Raw genomic sequence first — 14,348 nt, forward strand, 5'->3', positions numbered from 1 at the left:
GTCGGCATACCGGTCATCCCTTGACCGCGCCGGCCATCAGACCGCTCGCGAGCTTCCGCTGCATGAGCGAGAAGAAGACGATGCTCGGGATCGCGGCCAGGACCGACCCCGCGGCCAGCGGCCCGAGCGCGACCTTGCCCTCTCCACCGATGAACATCTTCAGCGTGATGGGCAGGGTGTAGTTCTCCGGTGACTGGAGCAGCACCAGGGCGAAGAAGAACTCGTTCCAGGACGAGACGAAGGCGAACATGGCCGTGGCGGCCACGCCCGGGGCCAGGAGCGGGAGGACGATCAGGCGCAGGACGGCCGGGCGGCCCGCTCCGTCCACCTCGGCCGCCTCCTCCAGGGCGACCGGGACCGCGGACACGTACCCCTGCAGCATCCACAGCGCGAACGGCAGCGTGTAGGTGGTGTGCACCAGGACCAGGCCCAACAGGCTGTCGGTGAGGCCGAGGGTCCTCAGCACCAGGAACAGCGGCAGGATGACGAGGATGACCGGGAACACCTGGCTGATGAGGATCCACCCCACCCCGGCGACGCGGACCGCGCCCTTGATCCGGGCGAGCACGTAGGAGGCGGGAAGGGCCGTGAGGATCACCAGCGCGGTGGTGGACAGCGCCACGACCGCGCTGTTCCACATGGACCTGAGCAACCCCTGACGGGCCAGGGCCCGGGTGTAGTTGTCCCAGCTCCACTCGGAGGGCAACAGGCTCACGGTGAGCGAGTTGAGCTCGACCGACGACTTCACCGACGCCGAGAGCAGCCACAGCAGGGGGAAGCCGAGGAAGACGATGTAGCAGGCCAGGGCCGCGTACTGGGCCGGGCGGACGAGGTGGCGCACGGTTCACCCCACCCTCTCGCCGTCGTCGCGCAGTTGGGACCACAGGTAGACCGTCAGCAGGAGCACGACCACCACGACGAGCACCACACCCATCGCTGCGGCGTGGCCGACGTTGCGGTTGTTGAACGCCTCCAGGTAGGTGAAGAGCATCGGCAGCATGGTCCGGCCGCCGGGCCCGCCCTCCGTCAGCACGTAGACCAGCGAGAACGAGTTGAAGTTCCAGATGAAGTTCAGCGACGTGATCGACGTGATGATGGGGCGCAGCCCCGGCAGGGTCACGCCGGTGAACCTGCGCCACGCGCCGGCCCCGTCCATGGACGCCGCCTCGTGCAGCTCGCCCGGTATCTGCTGCAGGCCGGCGAGCAGAGTCACCGTGGTGTGCGGCATGCCCACCCACACACCCACGGCGATCACCGCGGGCAGCGCGGTGGAGAAGTCCCCGAGCCAGTTGGTGTCGTCCGGCAGGCCGAGCGCGCCCAGGGCCGCGTTGAGGGGGCCGGCGTTGGGCGAGTAGATCATCTGCCACATGATCGCCACGACGACCGGCGGCATGGCCCACGGGACCAGGGCCAGGACGCGCGTGAGCCCCTGGAACCGAAGGCCGGAGTCCAGCAGGAGCGCGAGCCCCATGGCGGCGGCGAGCTGGAGCACCGTCACCGACACCGCCCAGACCAGGCCGATGCGGAACGACCCCCAGAAGAGGGCGTTGTCCAGCAGACGCACGAAGTTGTCGAGGCCGACCGGTTCGAAGTCCGGCGCACGCACCAGGCGGGCGTCGGTGAACGCCAGCGAGACACCCACGGCCAGCGGCGCGACGCTGAGCACCAGGATCGGCAGCAGGGACGGTATGACGAGGGCGGCCGCCTCACGGCGCCGGGATGAGGACATCGAGGCTCTCGTCCGTGCACGGACAGGGGGTCGGAACGTTTCCCCCGAGGTCCTCGGCAGGGGATGCCGGAAACGTCCCCGGGGAAATTAGCGTGGCGTGCGTCACCCTGTCAACGCCTCCGGCCGCGGCGACGCCCGCGTGCGCGTCCGTCCCGGGGGAGCGGCACGGCGCGGACGCCGGACCTGGTCGTGTACGTCACGGCGGTGAAGCTTTGCCGAGTTATATAACCCGGTGATATTGTCTCGGCGTGGTTGAACCAACACCGTCCTCCGGCGAGGTCCTGACAGCACTGCTCGAGCGCGTGTATGTGCTCAATCGCCTCGCCTCCACGCGTACCCCCGGCGGCCACTCGCCGTCGTACTACCGCGTCCTCGGACTGTTGACCGACCACGGGTCCCAGAGGGTCGGCGACCTCGCGGCCGCCGCGCACATGAGCCAGCCGGGGATGACCAAGACGATCAACCTCCTCGTCGACCAGGGCTTCGCGACCCGTTCGCACGATCCCGACGATTCGCGGGTCACGCTCGTGACCATCACCGACGCCGGCCGCGAACAGATCCGCACCCGCGCCGAGGAGATCGTCGACCGGCTGCTCACGGACGTCGAACCGCTCAGCGAGTCCGAGCGCCGCACCCTCCAGGAGACCGTCCGCATCCTGGAAAGCCGTATACCGGGGGCTTCGGCGCCCCACGAGAGAGATCGTTGATGAGTATCGAGACCGACGAGGAGTTATCCGCCCTGCAGAAGGAGAGCTCGGGCGGGCGCTGGTGGAACCAGCCCAGGACCGTCTGGGCCGTCGCCTTCGCCGCGACGGTCTCCTTCATGGGCATCGGCCTGGTGGACCCGATCCTGCCGGCCATCTCCGAGGAACTGCAGGCCACGCCCACCGAGACGTCGCTGCTGTTCACCTCCTACCTGTTCATCACCGCCATCGCGATGTTCTTCAGCAGCTGGGTCTCCGGGCGCCTGGGTGCGCGCAACACCCTGCTGCTCAGCCTTGCGGTGGTGGTGGCCTTCTCGCTGGCCTCGGGCCTGGCCCCGAGCGTGCCGTGGATCATCGCCTTCCGTGCGCTGTGGGGGCTGGGCAACGCCCTGTTCATCTCCACGGCGTTGTCCACGATCATCAGCGAGTCACGCGACGCCGACGGCGCGATCATCCTCTACGAGGCCTCGATCGGTGTCGGCATGGCGCTCGGCCCACTCGCGGGCGGGCTGCTCGGCACGCTGTCCTGGCGCGCGCCGTTCATCGGCACCGCCGTCCTCATGGCCGGCGCGTTCGTGGCGATCCTGCTCCTGCTGCAGAAGCACGCCGTGGTGAAGACACGCACGCCGCTCTTCGCCGCCTTCACGGGGCTGGCACGGTTGCCGCTGCTGTCCTTCGCCCTCGTCGCGCTCTTCTACAACATGGCGTTCTTCGTCGTGCTGGCCTGGTCGCCCTACCCGCTGGGCTTCAACGCGATGGGTATCGGACTGACCTTCTTCGGCTGGGGGCTCGGCCTGGCCCTCACCTCGGTGCTGGCCGCCCCGGCCCTGACCGCGCGGTTCAGGCGCACCACCGTCATCGCCGCCGGTCTGGCGAGCCTGTTGGCCGTGCTGGTGCTGGCCGCTCTCTTCGTGGAGTCGGCGCCCGCCCTCGTGGTGCTCATCATCGCGGCCGGTCTGATCCTCGGCGTCATGAACACCGTGCTGACCGAGTCGTCCATGGCCGCGACCGACCTGCCGCGCCCCGTCGCCTCCTCGGCCTACTCGGGCCTGCGCTTCCTCGGCGGCGCCGTCGCCCCGCCCGTGGCCTCGGCCGCAGGCGCCGCGTTCGGAGCGTCGGCGCCGTACCTGTACGGGGCCGGTGCCCTGGTGGTGGCGCTGGCCCTCTTCGCCCTGCTGTACCACCGGCTCTGCGTGGTCGACGGGGCGCACCAGGAGGATGCGCTGGAAGAGGCCGAGGCGCTCATCGGCAACGCCGACTGACCGCGGGGCGGCGGGGTCCGGATCCGCCGCCCCGGCAGCACCCGTAGGGGCCCACCGCACGGTGGGCCCCTACGTGCTTCTCCGATGGGAGCGCTCTAGGGAACCGATCCGGATGATGTGGCGGATTGTTTATTATCGCCGGGTAGGTAGGGTCAGGTACCGGACTCTCCTAACGCTTCCCAAACGCGCATCGGTCCGACTCCTCTCCGCCCCTATTTGGCCGTAGGGTCTGCTGAAATGCGAGGAATGAGCAAGGCCTCCCGGTGGCGTCGAATGCCTGCTCGCACGTGTCGGTTCGGGCAGCGAAGTTGCCACCTGGCAGGGGTGGTATGAAATTTCCCTGTGGCATTAAAGGCGGTCGGTTATCTCCTCGTTTGCCGACGAGAGGTGAACGCAATTTTGGTCATGTTTCTGCGCGCAAAGATGAGCCCCGTGATTCCTGCTGGCGTTCCCGTGCGACTGCCGAAAACTTCCCAGGTTGTTTGGTCTGGGTGAACCGGAGGCACTGATGGGGCAACGAAGTGCGACGACGTATCCAGAACGCGTGGCGCTTCGGCCGTCGCGGCGCACGGCTAAGGACCTTGGAGTAGCTGGCAGATGCATATCCCTTCGCTTGCAAGGCCGTCCGCTTTATGAAGGAATTTTTCCTGGTCAGGTGCATGGATGTCAGGCCAGTAGAGGCTGAGCCATGGTCAGTTGCGGGACGAATCGTTGGTGATTATTTCTGATTTGCTTCATCAAGTGCCTGGATCCGCTACGATGCAAGGGTACATGTCGTTTCCTTGGAGAGCGGGTCTATGTCCCCTTGGTTCTTGATTCTGGCCATGCTTCTCTCTTTTGTGGTTGCGCTATTCTCATTATACGCAACTCAAGGGCGAGACAGAGGGAGGGGGGTGAGTGCTCCACCCTCCACTCCAGAATTAGAAGGTCTGTCGCGGGTTGAAATCTCCCTGAGTTCAGCTGAAAAAATGAACTCTTATAGTGCGGTATACGGGCATGAGCCGGATATCCGACTCGGGAAGGTGCTGCGCTACTCGCCCCGGGGGTATCAATCGGCAGTGGGAGAAATATCCATGCGGTTTCGCGAGGCAAAAGTTGTGTCGATCGATGTGGGTAAGATGACCCCCTGTGACGCCGCTCGTTTGATCGATTTTTGCAGCGGAATGGCAGTCGCCTCAAGGGGTTGGTTCTACCGCGTCACAGACCAAGTTGTAATGATTTCTCCTCCGGTCCAAAAAAATTGAAAGAAGGTGTTAAGTGAATCAGGTCGGCGAAGCGAACGACATACTCCATTTGAATCATAAAATCAGGCAGGCTGAGCTTAGCCTGGGCCTTGCCAAAAGGAGGAGGATCTGGTCTAATATCTCGCTTGCCATGGGGCCAATTTTTGGCCTTTTTCTCTATGTGATCCACTGGGTCCCTTCGATTTCGGGCGAAGTCAGAGACGCTGTGTATATTCCCGCGATCCCGGTGGCTTTCTCTTTTGCTCTGGCTGCTTTCTATCTGAAAAGGACTCCAGGTGGAATTCCCCGAGATGGTGGCATTTCGGCCTCTAATGAAAATATGCTGGTTGAGTTGTTTGACCGGGTCGTTTGGGGGGACAGTCGACGTCCGTCGGAAGGGGACTTGGAGTTGAGGATCTCTCAACTCAAAGATGAGCGAAAATTGGCGGTGGCCAACAAAGACATTCCCCCAAAGGTGCGAAGGGTTGCATATAAGGAAGATGCATATTCTGATATTGACCAATTGCGTTCGGAAAGCCGCTCATATCGTCGTGTAAATAACACGCTTCAAGGCGTGGTGATCGTGGGCTCCCTGGCTGCCACGGGAGTTGCGGGGCTTGCCGGGCAAGTTGAAGAATTTCGTTGGGTTGTTCTGGGTGTTACATTTGTAGTCGGAGTTTCCAGTGGATTTATGGGGTACTACAAATATAAGGAGCGAAGTTTCTATCTTCAGCAGACGGCTGATGCGATCGAGAGTGAGTGGGAGGCTGTGGAAATTGGCGTTGGAAGGTATAAGCATATTGAGGGAGAGGAGAAGCGTCTTGAAGAGTTTGTTGCCGAAGTCCACCGGTTGAAATCTGAGCAGAAGAAACGTCAACAAAACCTTGAGCAGCCTCCGGAGGCACGCGGGAGCGAGTAGAACGAGGCCTGGGGAGGGTGTCCGGGGCTGCTGGGTCAATTCTTGTGCATCGGCCTCACCCGGGGCCGGTGAGGCCGTGCATGCCCGCGTACCGCGCGGTCTCCGGGGGCCTCCACCCCGCGGTCAGCGCCGGATCCGGCCGCAGGACCTCCACGCCGAGCGGGCGGCACACGTCGATCGGGTCCCGGGCGTCCGGCCCCCACAACGGGACGGAGAGGTCGCCGCCGGGGCAGGTCGACAGGGCGCACAACAGGTCCTGCTCGGCGAAGAACTCGAAGAAGTCCCCGGGCCGGGCGGGGGAGGCCTTCATGAAGTACTGGTCCGCGCCGTTCAGGCCGGTGCACTGGAAGACGTTGAGCACGTCGTGCACGTCGAACTCGGTCAGCCCGTACGGCAGCACCGCGCGGGTCAGGTTCGAGTGGCAGTGCCGGTCGAAGTCCTCACCCGTCAGCATCCGGTTCACGTACGGATCGCACCGGGTCCCGAGCAGGTCGTGCACCCGGCCGCCGTCCTCGTCCTCGCCGTACCACTCCAGGCTGTCGCCGGTGACCGTCACCAGGGGCCGCAGGAACGGCAGCGTCGACCACAGCCGGTCGTGCCGGCTCACGTGCGCGCTCTGCAGCTGCCGGGTCCGCGAGGCCCACAGGCGTTCGCGCGGGTCGTGCCGGTTCCAGATGTTGAGGTCGCCGACCTGAGCGCCCTCCGGGGTGGAGATCCGGCACAGGTGTCCGGCGGGGACCTCCCAGGCCCGGCCGGAACGGATCGGCAGGACAAAACCCTCCACGAGCTCGCGGCCCTCCGTTGTTTCGGCCAGGCGGTCGTAGAAGGCGGTGTCGACGGCGAGAGGGCTTCCCTCGCCGGACCGGTAGGCGGCCTCGGGTGAACCCACGATGTTCCTCGTTCCCGGACGGGGGAGTACGGACCGTCCCCCGTCTACCCGCCGCCGCGGGTCGCAACCCCGCGGGCCGGTGCTGCGCTCCCTGCCTCAGGTGCTCGCGTCGCGGGCGGTACTGCCGATGGTTCCGAGGTGGGTGTGGGTGAACGGCCCCAGCTTGAGCCCGTACCCCAGGGCACGGTCGACCGCGACGTGGAACCCCCAGCAGGCGGCGAGCAGCAGAGGCCAGACGGTCTCCACACCACCGAGCTGCAGGCCCGCCCAGCCCACGACCAGGACCGCTGGCGCTGCGTAGTTGTGCACGAGGTTGTAACAGAGCGCCCCCACCCGCTGACCGGCCAGGTAACCCAGCGCGGAGAGGTCGAAGACGAGGAACACGGCCAACAGCAGCCACCACGGTTGGCCCCACACGATCACCGCCATGACGATGCCGACCGCCACCAGCACGCTCTCCGCCCGCTGCCAGCCGATCGCGCGGCGGTGCGGTCCCTCTGCGGCCATGGCGGCTCCTCGCTCTCGGCCCCGGTCCGGAAGGGGGCGCACCCGTCGGTGCCCTAACCCATAAAAGATCTATAATTGGTTAGCTGAACGCTAGCATGGGGCACCCGGGCCGACAACGGGACCGGACCACGACCGCGGAGGACGACGGTGATCGAGGACGAAGGCCTGCTGATGGCCGTGCTGAACAGCGCCCCCGTCATCGACGGCACGCCCACCGAACAGCTCGGCGGCTCCACCGGCAACGAGATCGCCGCACGGTTCGGGGGCACCGGCACACCCGACGAACTCGCACACCTCCGCAACGCCCGAGCCGCCCTCCACGGGGTGATTCGCGGGGAGGACGACGCTGTCGAACCCCTGACACGGGCCGTCGACGGGGCCGTACTGGTACCGGAGACCACGGACACCGGCGTCCGGTGGCAGCTCGACGTCCCGGCCGACGAAGAACTCGCGGTACGGGCGGTCCTGGCGTGGTCGCGAGCCATGGAAGAGCTGCCCGGGCGCCTGCGCGCGTGCGCCAACACCGAGTGCAACCTCTACCTCATCGACCACAGCCGCCCGGGCAAGGCCAAGTGGTGCTCCATGGCCACCTGCGGGAACCGGATGAAGGCGCGCGCCCATGCCCGGCGCGCCCGGGCCTCGTGACCGCCACGGCGGACAGGCCCGCGCCGCGGCGGACCGCGGCCCGCCTCAGAGCAGGCGCCGCGCGCCCTGCGACGGCAGGGCCGTGAACACCTCCGGCGACCCGAACCCGCGCTCGGCGAAGGCCACGCGCACCGCCTCCCCGCACGCGTCCACCCGCTCGGCGTCCACGAGCGCGATCACACAGCCCCCGAAACCACCGCCGGTGATCCGCGCACCCAGGGCACCCGCCGACAACACCGCCTCCACCGCGGTGTCCACCTCCGCGACACTGACCTCGTAGTCGTCGCGCAAAGACCTGTGCGAGGCCGTCAGCAACGGCCCCACCTCGCGCGCACGCCCCGCGCGCAACAGCTCCACCGTCTGCAACACCCGGTCGTTCTCGGAGACCACGTGCCGCACCCGCGCGCGCGTGCGCTCGTCCGGCAGCCGCTCCAACGCCGCACCGAGCGTGTCCGCCCCGACGTCGCGCAACGCCGCCACCCCCAGCAGGCGGGCGGCCTCCTCACACGAGGCGCGGCGCTCGGCGTAGGCGCCCTCCACCAGCCGGCGCGGCGCCCGCGTGTCCACCACCAGCAGGGACAGCCCCCACGCGGCCAGGTCGAAGGGCTCGCCGCTGGTCTCCAGGGAACGGCAGTCCAGGAACAGCGCCCGGCCGCGCTCGGCCAGCATCACCGCCGACTGGTCCATGATCCCGCACGGCATCCCCACGAAGTCGTTCTCCGCACGCTGGGCCAACCGCGCCACCTCCGCCGGGGAAGGTTCGAAACCCTGGAGCCCGGCGGCCGCCAGCACCGTCGCACAGCACAGCGCCGCCGATGTCGACAGCCCGCTGCCCGTCGGGATCGTGCTGTTCACCAGCAGGTCCATGCCGCCGACCTGGTGCCCCTCCTTCAACAGGGCCCACACCGCCCCCGCCTGGTACAAGGCACCGTCGGGCACCGAACCCGGCGCCAACCCCTCCAGGGAGAACTCGTGCACCCCGGGGAACTGCAGCGACCGCACCCGCACGAGCCCGTCGTCGCGCCGCCCGGCCGCCGCGGTCAGACGCTGCGGCAGCGCGATCGGCAGGGCGAACCCGTCGTTGTAGTCGGTGTGCTCGCCGATGAGGTTGATGCGCCCCGGCGCGGCCCAGACCCCGTCGGGGGAGCGGCCGAACGCCTCCCGGAACTGCTGTGCCGGATCGGTCACGGTGCCGTCCCCTCTTCCTGCCGACCGCGCACGAACCCCCACGCGTCGGCCACGATCGTGTCCAACCCCCGCGAGGGCCGCCACCCCAGCTCCTCACGCGCCCGGTCGTTGGCGGCCACCAGTACCGCGGGGTCACCCGGGCGCCGCGGACCGTCGACCACAGGAACCGGATGCCCCGTGATCCTACGCACCGCCGCCAGCACCTCCCGCACCGAGTACCCGCCGCCGCTGCCCAGGTTCAGGACCCGGTGCCGGCCCGGAACACAGCGCTCCAGCGCCCGCACGTGCGCGTCGGCCAGGTCCCGCACGTGCAGGTAGTCGCGCACCGCCGTGCCGTCGGGCGTCGGATAGTCCGTGCCGTGCACCGACGCGTGCTCCACCTCCCCGGACGCCACCTTCAACAGGTTCGGGATCAGATGCGTCTCCGGGTCGTGCCGCTCCCCGAACCCCCCGTGCGCCCCGGCCACGTTGAAGTACCGCAGGCTCACCGCCCCCAGCCCGTGGGCGCGCGCCCACCCGGCGAGCAGGTGGTCCACGGCCAGCTTGCCCGCACCGTAGGGGTTGGTCGGAGCGGCCGGATCGCTCTCGCGCAGCGGCGCCTGCGAGGGCGGATCCCCGTACACCGCGGCGGTCGAGGAGAACACCAGCCGCCCCACCCCGTGCTCGCGCATCGCCTCCACCAGGGCCAGCGTCCCGCCCACGTTCGTGTGCCAGTACGGGCCCGGGTCCTGCACCGACTCACCCACCAGGGACCTGCCGGCGAAATGCAGCACGGCGTCGAACGAAGGGTCAAGCACCCGCCCCACACCGTGCACGTCGCCCTCGACGAAGGACGCCCCGTCCGGAACCGCGTCGCTGTGCCCGGCCGAGAGCACGTCGAGCACCGTGACCTCGTGCCCGGCCTCGAGCAGCAACGCCGTGACCACACTGCCGACGTATCCGGCACCACCGGTGACCAACAGCTTCACGGGGCCACCTCCCTCAGGCGGCGCGCCGTGGACTCCGGTGCGACGTCGTTGATGAACACACCCATCCCCGACTCCGTCCCGGCCAGGTACTTCAGCTTGTTCTCCGCCCGGCGCACCGAGAAGACCTCCAACCGCAACCGCGACAGCGCCCGCGCCTCCGCATCGCGCACCGGTGCCTGGTGCCAGGCCGAGACGTAGGGCAACGGGGCACCGAACAGCCCGTCCAACCGGCCCAACAGATCGGTGTACAGCTCCGCGAACGCGTCGCGCTCGGCACCATCGAGCGACGGAAGGTCCGGAACCGGCCGGTGCGGGTACACGTGCACCTCCACCGGCCAGCGCGCCGCCTCGGGCACGAACGCCGTCCAGTGCTCGTTCTCCACCACCACCCGAGGCCCCTTGCGCTCGGCCGACAGCACGTCCTCGAACAGGTCCCCGCCCGTCTCCTCCCGGTGCGCACGCGCCGACGCCAGCACCGTCGAGGTCCGCGGGGTCACGAACGGCAGCGCGTAGATCTGCCCGTGCGGGTGGTGCAGCGTCACACCGATCTCCGGGCCCCGGTTCTCGAAGCAGTACACCTGCTCGATCCCGGGCCGCTCGGCCAACGCGGCGCTCCGGTCGGCCCAGGCGTCCACGAGCGTGCGCACCCGGCCCGCGCCCAACCGGGCCAGGGACGTGTCGTGGTCGGAACTGAAGCACAGCACCTCGCACCGGCCCTCGTCACCGCTCAGCGACGGGAACCGGTTCTCGAAGGCGACCACGTCGTAGTCGGGCGAGGGGATCTCGGTGTGACGGCCCCCGGTCGAGGGACACAGCGGGCACTGGTCGCTCGGCGGCAGGTGCGTGCGGCCCTGGCGGTGCGCGGCGACCACCACCTGCTCGCGTGTCAGCGGGTCCGTGCGCAGCTCCGAACCGGGCGCGCGTTCGGGCAGCTCGCGCGGGTCCTCGTGCAGGGTACGCCGGGCGGAACCGGGCTCGTCGTAGTAGATGATCTGCCGGCCGTCGGCCAGGCGTGCGGTCGTCTTCCTCATGCGGACTCCGGGGGGACGTCGGCGACCACGAGGCGGCCCACGTGGTCCTCCAGGGTGTGGCGGGCCTCCGGCGCGATCCCGTCGTCGGTGACGAGCACGCCGCACAGGTCCAGGGGGGCGATGGTGCTGAGTCCGACCGTGCCCCACTTGCTGGAATCGGCCGCGACCACGAGGTTCTCGGCCGCCTCCACCAGGGCACGGTCGGTGTCGGACTCCATGAGGTTGGGCGTGGTGAACCCGGCCCGCTCGGCCATGCCGTGCACGCCCAGGACCAGGGTGTCCAGGTTGATGCCGCGCACCGACGCCAGGGCGAGCGGACCCACCAGCGCATCGGAGGGTGTGCGGAACCCGCCGGTCAGCGCCACCGCCCGGTCGGAGCGTTCCGAACGGTGGAAGACCTCGGCCACGTGCAGAGAGTTGGTGACCACGGTCAGCCCCGGCGTCTCCAACAGGTACTCGGCGACCAGCGCGGTCGTGGTGCCGGCCGACAGTCCCACCGCGCTGTGCGGCTCGACCAGCTCGGCCACGGCCCGGGCGATCGCGTGCTTCTGCGCGGCCTGGCGCGTGGACTTGGCGGCGAACCCGGGCTCCTCGGTGCGCGCCCCCTCGGGTGCGACGGCGCCGCCGTGCACCTTGCGCAGGTCACCGCGGCCGGCGAGGGCGTCGAGGTCGCGCCGCACGGTCATGTCGGAGACCGCGAGCTCCTCGACCAGTTCGGTGACGCGCACGCTCCCGTCGCGCCGGAGCCGTTCGAGGATCCGCCCCTGGCGTTGTGCGGCCAGCATCCCGCCCCCGTCCGTCGATTCCTGTTGGATTGTGTTGGAATCCAGTCTGGCCCTGCCGAGATCGTGCTGTCAACGGGCGGCATCGCTGGGGGAATCTGTGTGGATTCGTTGTTACCTGTTGACACCGCCGCCCGGTCTGTCGACGATGTGTGTGTTTGTGGCCCCGCTCACATACGGCTCGGAGGAGGCTCCATGCACCACAGCGACCGGGACCCGCCCGCCCTGCGCAGACGCACACTCCTGCGTGCCCTGGCCGGGGCCGGCACCCTCGGCGCCCTGCCCGCCCTCGGGGGATGCGGGGCCGACCCCCGCAACGACCCCCGCCGCGTCACCATGGCCTTCAACCGGGTGCAGGAGATGGAACTGGCCGGGATGAACGACCTCCTCGACGTCTTCCACGCCGCCACCGACTACACCGTCGAGGTCGACAACTTCGAACCGAACTCCTACCAGGAGTCGATCAACAACTACCTCCAAGGCACCCCGGACGACGTCATCGCCTGGTTCGGCGGCTACCGGCTGCGCTTCTTCGCCGAACGCGGCCTCATCAGCGACCTCTCCCACCTGTGGGACGGCCCCCTCGCCGGCTCCTTCAGCCAGGCCCACAAGGAACTGTGCACCGGCGACGACGGCAAGCAGTACCTCGTGCCCTACTACTCCTATCCCTGGGCCTTCTACTACCGCCCGAGCCTGTTCGCCGAGCACGGCTACGAGCCGCCCGCCACCCGCGCCGAACTCCTCGACCTGTGCGAACGCATGCGCGACGACGGCCTCGACCCCATCGGCTACGGCACCCGCGAAGGCTGGCCCGCCATGGGCACCTTCGACTACCTGAACCTGCGCATCAACGGGCCCGAGTTCCACACCGACCTCGCCAACGGCGACGCCCCCTGGGACGGACCCGAGGTGCGCGAGGTCTTCTCCGCCTGGGCCGAACTCCTGCCCCACCACCAGCCCGACCCGCTCGGCCGCAGCTTCGACGAGGCCCAGACCGCGCTGCTGCGCAAGGAGTGCGGCATGCTCCTGGCCGGCCTCTTCGTCTCCCAGGCCCTGCCCGAGGAGGAAGCGGACGACCTCGACTTCTTCGTCTTCCCCGAGTACGACACCTCCGTCGGCACCGGGGCCGTCGAAGCCCCCACCGACGGGTTCATGCTCAGCGCCGACCCCCGCAACCCCGAGGGCGCCGAAGCCCTCCTGACCCACATCGGCGGCCTGGAAGCGCAGGAGCTCTACGCCGACCGCGACCCCCAGGCGCTGCCCGCCCACGTCGACACCGACACCGCGAGCTTCAGCGACCTGGAACGCAAGGCCCTGGAACTCATCGACGGCGCCGAGACCATCACCCAGTTCCTGGACCGCGACACCCGACCCGACTTCGCCGCGGTCGTGGCCATCCCCGCCTTCCAGCGCTTCCTGCGGCAACCCGACGACATCAGGGAGCTCACCTCGGACCTGGAACGCCAGAAACGATCCGTCTTCGGCTGAAGGAGGCCGCCGTGGCCCCGCACGGCACGTCACCACCGACCCCGTCCCCACCACCGTCATCGCCCACCGCGACCTCGGACCGCAACCGGCGCACCGCACCGCGCCCGCGCACCGGCGGCGCCCTGCGCAACGGCCGCGGCGACCGCATCACCGTCGCGCTCATGCTCGGTGTGCCCGCCGCCCTCGTACTCGGCCTGGTCTGGCTGCCCGCACTGGCCACCGTCGTGCTGTCCTTCACCCGCTGGGACGGCATCGGCGGCCTGGAGACCATCGAATGGATCGGCGTCCAGAACTACGTGGACGCTTTCACCATCTACCCGCCCTTCGGGCCGGCGCTGAGCAACAACCTCATCTGGCTGGTCGTGCTCTTCACCGTGCCCACCGTGCTGGGCATGTTCCTGGCCGTGCTGCTGGACCGCCAACTGCGCGGGGGAGCGCTCTACCAGAGCATCTTCTACATGCCGGTGGTGCTGTCCCTGGCCCTGATCGGGTTCATCTGGCAGCTCATCTACTCCCGCGACCAGGGTCTGCTCAACGCCTTCCTGGCCTTCGCTGCCGACGCCCCGCCCGTGGACTGGTTCGGCAACCCCGACCTGAACCTGTACGCGGTGCTCGTCGCGGCCGGATGGCGCCACACCGGCTACATCATGCTCCTGTACCTGGCCGGGCTGAAGGCGGTCGACCCCACCCTCCGCGAGGCCGCCGCCATCGACGGGGCCGGGCCCGTGCGCACCTTCACCAGCGTCGTCTTCCCGGCGCTGCTGCCCATCAACCTGGTGGTCGTCGTGGTCACCGTCATCGACGCCCTGCGCGCTTTCGACATCGTGTGGGTCATCAACCGCGGCCGCAACGGGCTCGAACTCATCTCCGCCCTGGTCACCCAGAACGTCATCGGCGAGGCGAGCCGCGTGGGGTTCGGTTCGGCCCTGGCGGTGGTCATGCTGCTGATCTCGGTGGTCTTCATCGTCGTCTACGTCGCCACCATGCTGAGAGGGGCCCGCCGGTGAACACCA

General features: G+C 68.5%; 15 protein-coding genes. 7 read left to right on the top strand and 8 right to left on the bottom strand.

Going from position 1 to position 14,348, the window contains the following annotated elements; genetic code table 11:
- Nucleotides 1-13: 13 nt before the first annotated feature.
- Both IDM40_RS21570 and IDM40_RS21575 read right to left on the bottom strand, forming a co-directional pair.
- Nucleotides 14-841 (bottom strand): carbohydrate ABC transporter permease, encoded by an 828-nt coding sequence (locus tag IDM40_RS21570; protein WP_193123854.1) that lies wholly within the window; start codon nt 839-841, stop codon nt 14-16.
- Nucleotides 842-844: 3 nt separating this feature from the next.
- Nucleotides 845-1,729 carry a carbohydrate ABC transporter permease gene (locus IDM40_RS21575; RefSeq protein ID WP_193123855.1) on the bottom strand — a complete coding sequence of 295 codons (885 nt, stop codon included), beginning with the start codon at nt 1,727-1,729 and terminating at the stop codon, nt 845-847.
- A 248-nt stretch (nt 1,730-1,977) separates the two neighbouring features.
- On the opposite strand from IDM40_RS21575, the gene IDM40_RS21580 reads away from it, so the two are divergent.
- From IDM40_RS21580 to IDM40_RS21595, 4 genes are all read left to right on the top strand, one after another.
- Entirely contained in the window at nt 1,978-2,436 is a 459-nt protein-coding gene (locus IDM40_RS21580) for a MarR family winged helix-turn-helix transcriptional regulator (RefSeq protein ID WP_193123856.1), read from the top strand.
- The gene (locus tag IDM40_RS21585) at nt 2,436-3,695 is read left to right on the top strand and encodes an MFS transporter (protein ID WP_216631128.1); all 1,260 of its coding nucleotides are present in this window, start codon (nt 2,436-2,438) and stop codon (nt 3,693-3,695) included. The genes IDM40_RS21580 and IDM40_RS21585 overlap by 1 nt, the downstream gene beginning before the upstream one ends.
- An 893-nt stretch (nt 3,696-4,588) precedes the next feature.
- Nucleotides 4,589-4,939, top strand: a complete 351-nt coding sequence (locus IDM40_RS28700) for a cell division protein SepF (RefSeq protein WP_193123857.1) — start codon at nt 4,589-4,591, stop codon at nt 4,937-4,939.
- A 13-nt stretch (nt 4,940-4,952) separates the two neighbouring features.
- Entirely contained in the window at nt 4,953-5,837 is an 885-nt protein-coding gene (locus IDM40_RS21595; protein WP_216631129.1) for an SLATT domain-containing protein, read from the top strand.
- A gap of 55 nt (nt 5,838-5,892) precedes the next feature.
- Here the strand turns inward: IDM40_RS21595 and IDM40_RS21600 are convergent, their stop codons facing one another.
- Entirely contained in the window at nt 5,893-6,726 is an 834-nt protein-coding gene (locus IDM40_RS21600; RefSeq protein ID WP_193123858.1) for an urea carboxylase-associated family protein, read from the bottom strand.
- Nucleotides 6,727-6,822: 96 nt separating this feature from the next.
- Nucleotides 6,823-7,233 carry a DUF4260 family protein gene (locus tag IDM40_RS21605; protein ID WP_193123859.1) on the bottom strand — a complete coding sequence of 137 codons (411 nt, stop codon included), beginning with the start codon at nt 7,231-7,233 and terminating at the stop codon, nt 6,823-6,825.
- Nucleotides 7,234-7,380: 147 nt separating this feature from the next.
- Between IDM40_RS21605 and IDM40_RS28870 the strand changes: the two genes are divergently transcribed.
- A complete protein-coding gene (locus IDM40_RS28870; protein ID WP_216631130.1) occupies nt 7,381-7,878 on the top strand; it encodes a CGNR zinc finger domain-containing protein in 498 nt (165 codons plus the stop codon).
- A gap of 45 nt (nt 7,879-7,923) precedes the next feature.
- On the opposite strand, the gene galK is transcribed toward IDM40_RS28870, so the two are convergent.
- The 4 genes from galK to IDM40_RS21630 are packed head-to-tail and all read right to left on the bottom strand — an operon-like array spanning nt 7,924 to nt 11,850.
- The gene (galK, locus tag IDM40_RS21615) at nt 7,924-9,066 is read right to left on the bottom strand and encodes a galactokinase (protein ID WP_193123860.1); all 1,143 of its coding nucleotides are present in this window, start codon (nt 9,064-9,066) and stop codon (nt 7,924-7,926) included.
- Complete coding sequence (galE, locus tag IDM40_RS21620; protein WP_193123861.1) at nt 9,063-10,034, bottom strand: UDP-glucose 4-epimerase GalE; 972 nt, start codon at nt 10,032-10,034, stop codon at nt 9,063-9,065. Before galE ends, galK begins: the two co-directional genes overlap by 4 nt.
- Entirely contained in the window at nt 10,031-11,065 is a 1,035-nt protein-coding gene (gene galT, locus IDM40_RS21625) for a galactose-1-phosphate uridylyltransferase (RefSeq protein ID WP_193123862.1), read from the bottom strand. The genes galE and galT overlap by 4 nt, the downstream gene beginning before the upstream one ends.
- Nucleotides 11,062-11,850, bottom strand: coding sequence for a DeoR/GlpR family DNA-binding transcription regulator (locus IDM40_RS21630; protein WP_193123863.1), 789 nt, complete (start codon nt 11,848-11,850; stop codon nt 11,062-11,064). The genes galT and IDM40_RS21630 overlap by 4 nt, the downstream gene beginning before the upstream one ends.
- A gap of 192 nt (nt 11,851-12,042) precedes the next feature.
- On the opposite strand from IDM40_RS21630, the gene IDM40_RS21635 reads away from it, so the two are divergent.
- Together IDM40_RS21635 and IDM40_RS21640 are read left to right on the top strand one after the other, a co-directional pair.
- A complete protein-coding gene (locus IDM40_RS21635; RefSeq protein WP_193123864.1) occupies nt 12,043-13,335 on the top strand; it encodes an ABC transporter substrate-binding protein in 1,293 nt (430 codons plus the stop codon).
- 122 nt (nt 13,336-13,457) lie between these two features.
- On the top strand, nt 13,458-14,342 hold the full coding sequence (locus IDM40_RS21640; protein WP_193123900.1) for a carbohydrate ABC transporter permease: 885 nt from the start codon (nt 13,458-13,460) through the stop codon (nt 14,340-14,342).
- Nucleotides 14,343-14,348: the final 6 nt, after the last annotated feature.

The sequence above is a fragment of the Nocardiopsis coralli genome, assembly GCF_014892575.1.
GTDB classification, from domain to species: domain Bacteria; phylum Actinomycetota; class Actinomycetes; order Streptosporangiales; family Streptosporangiaceae; genus Nocardiopsis; species Nocardiopsis coralli.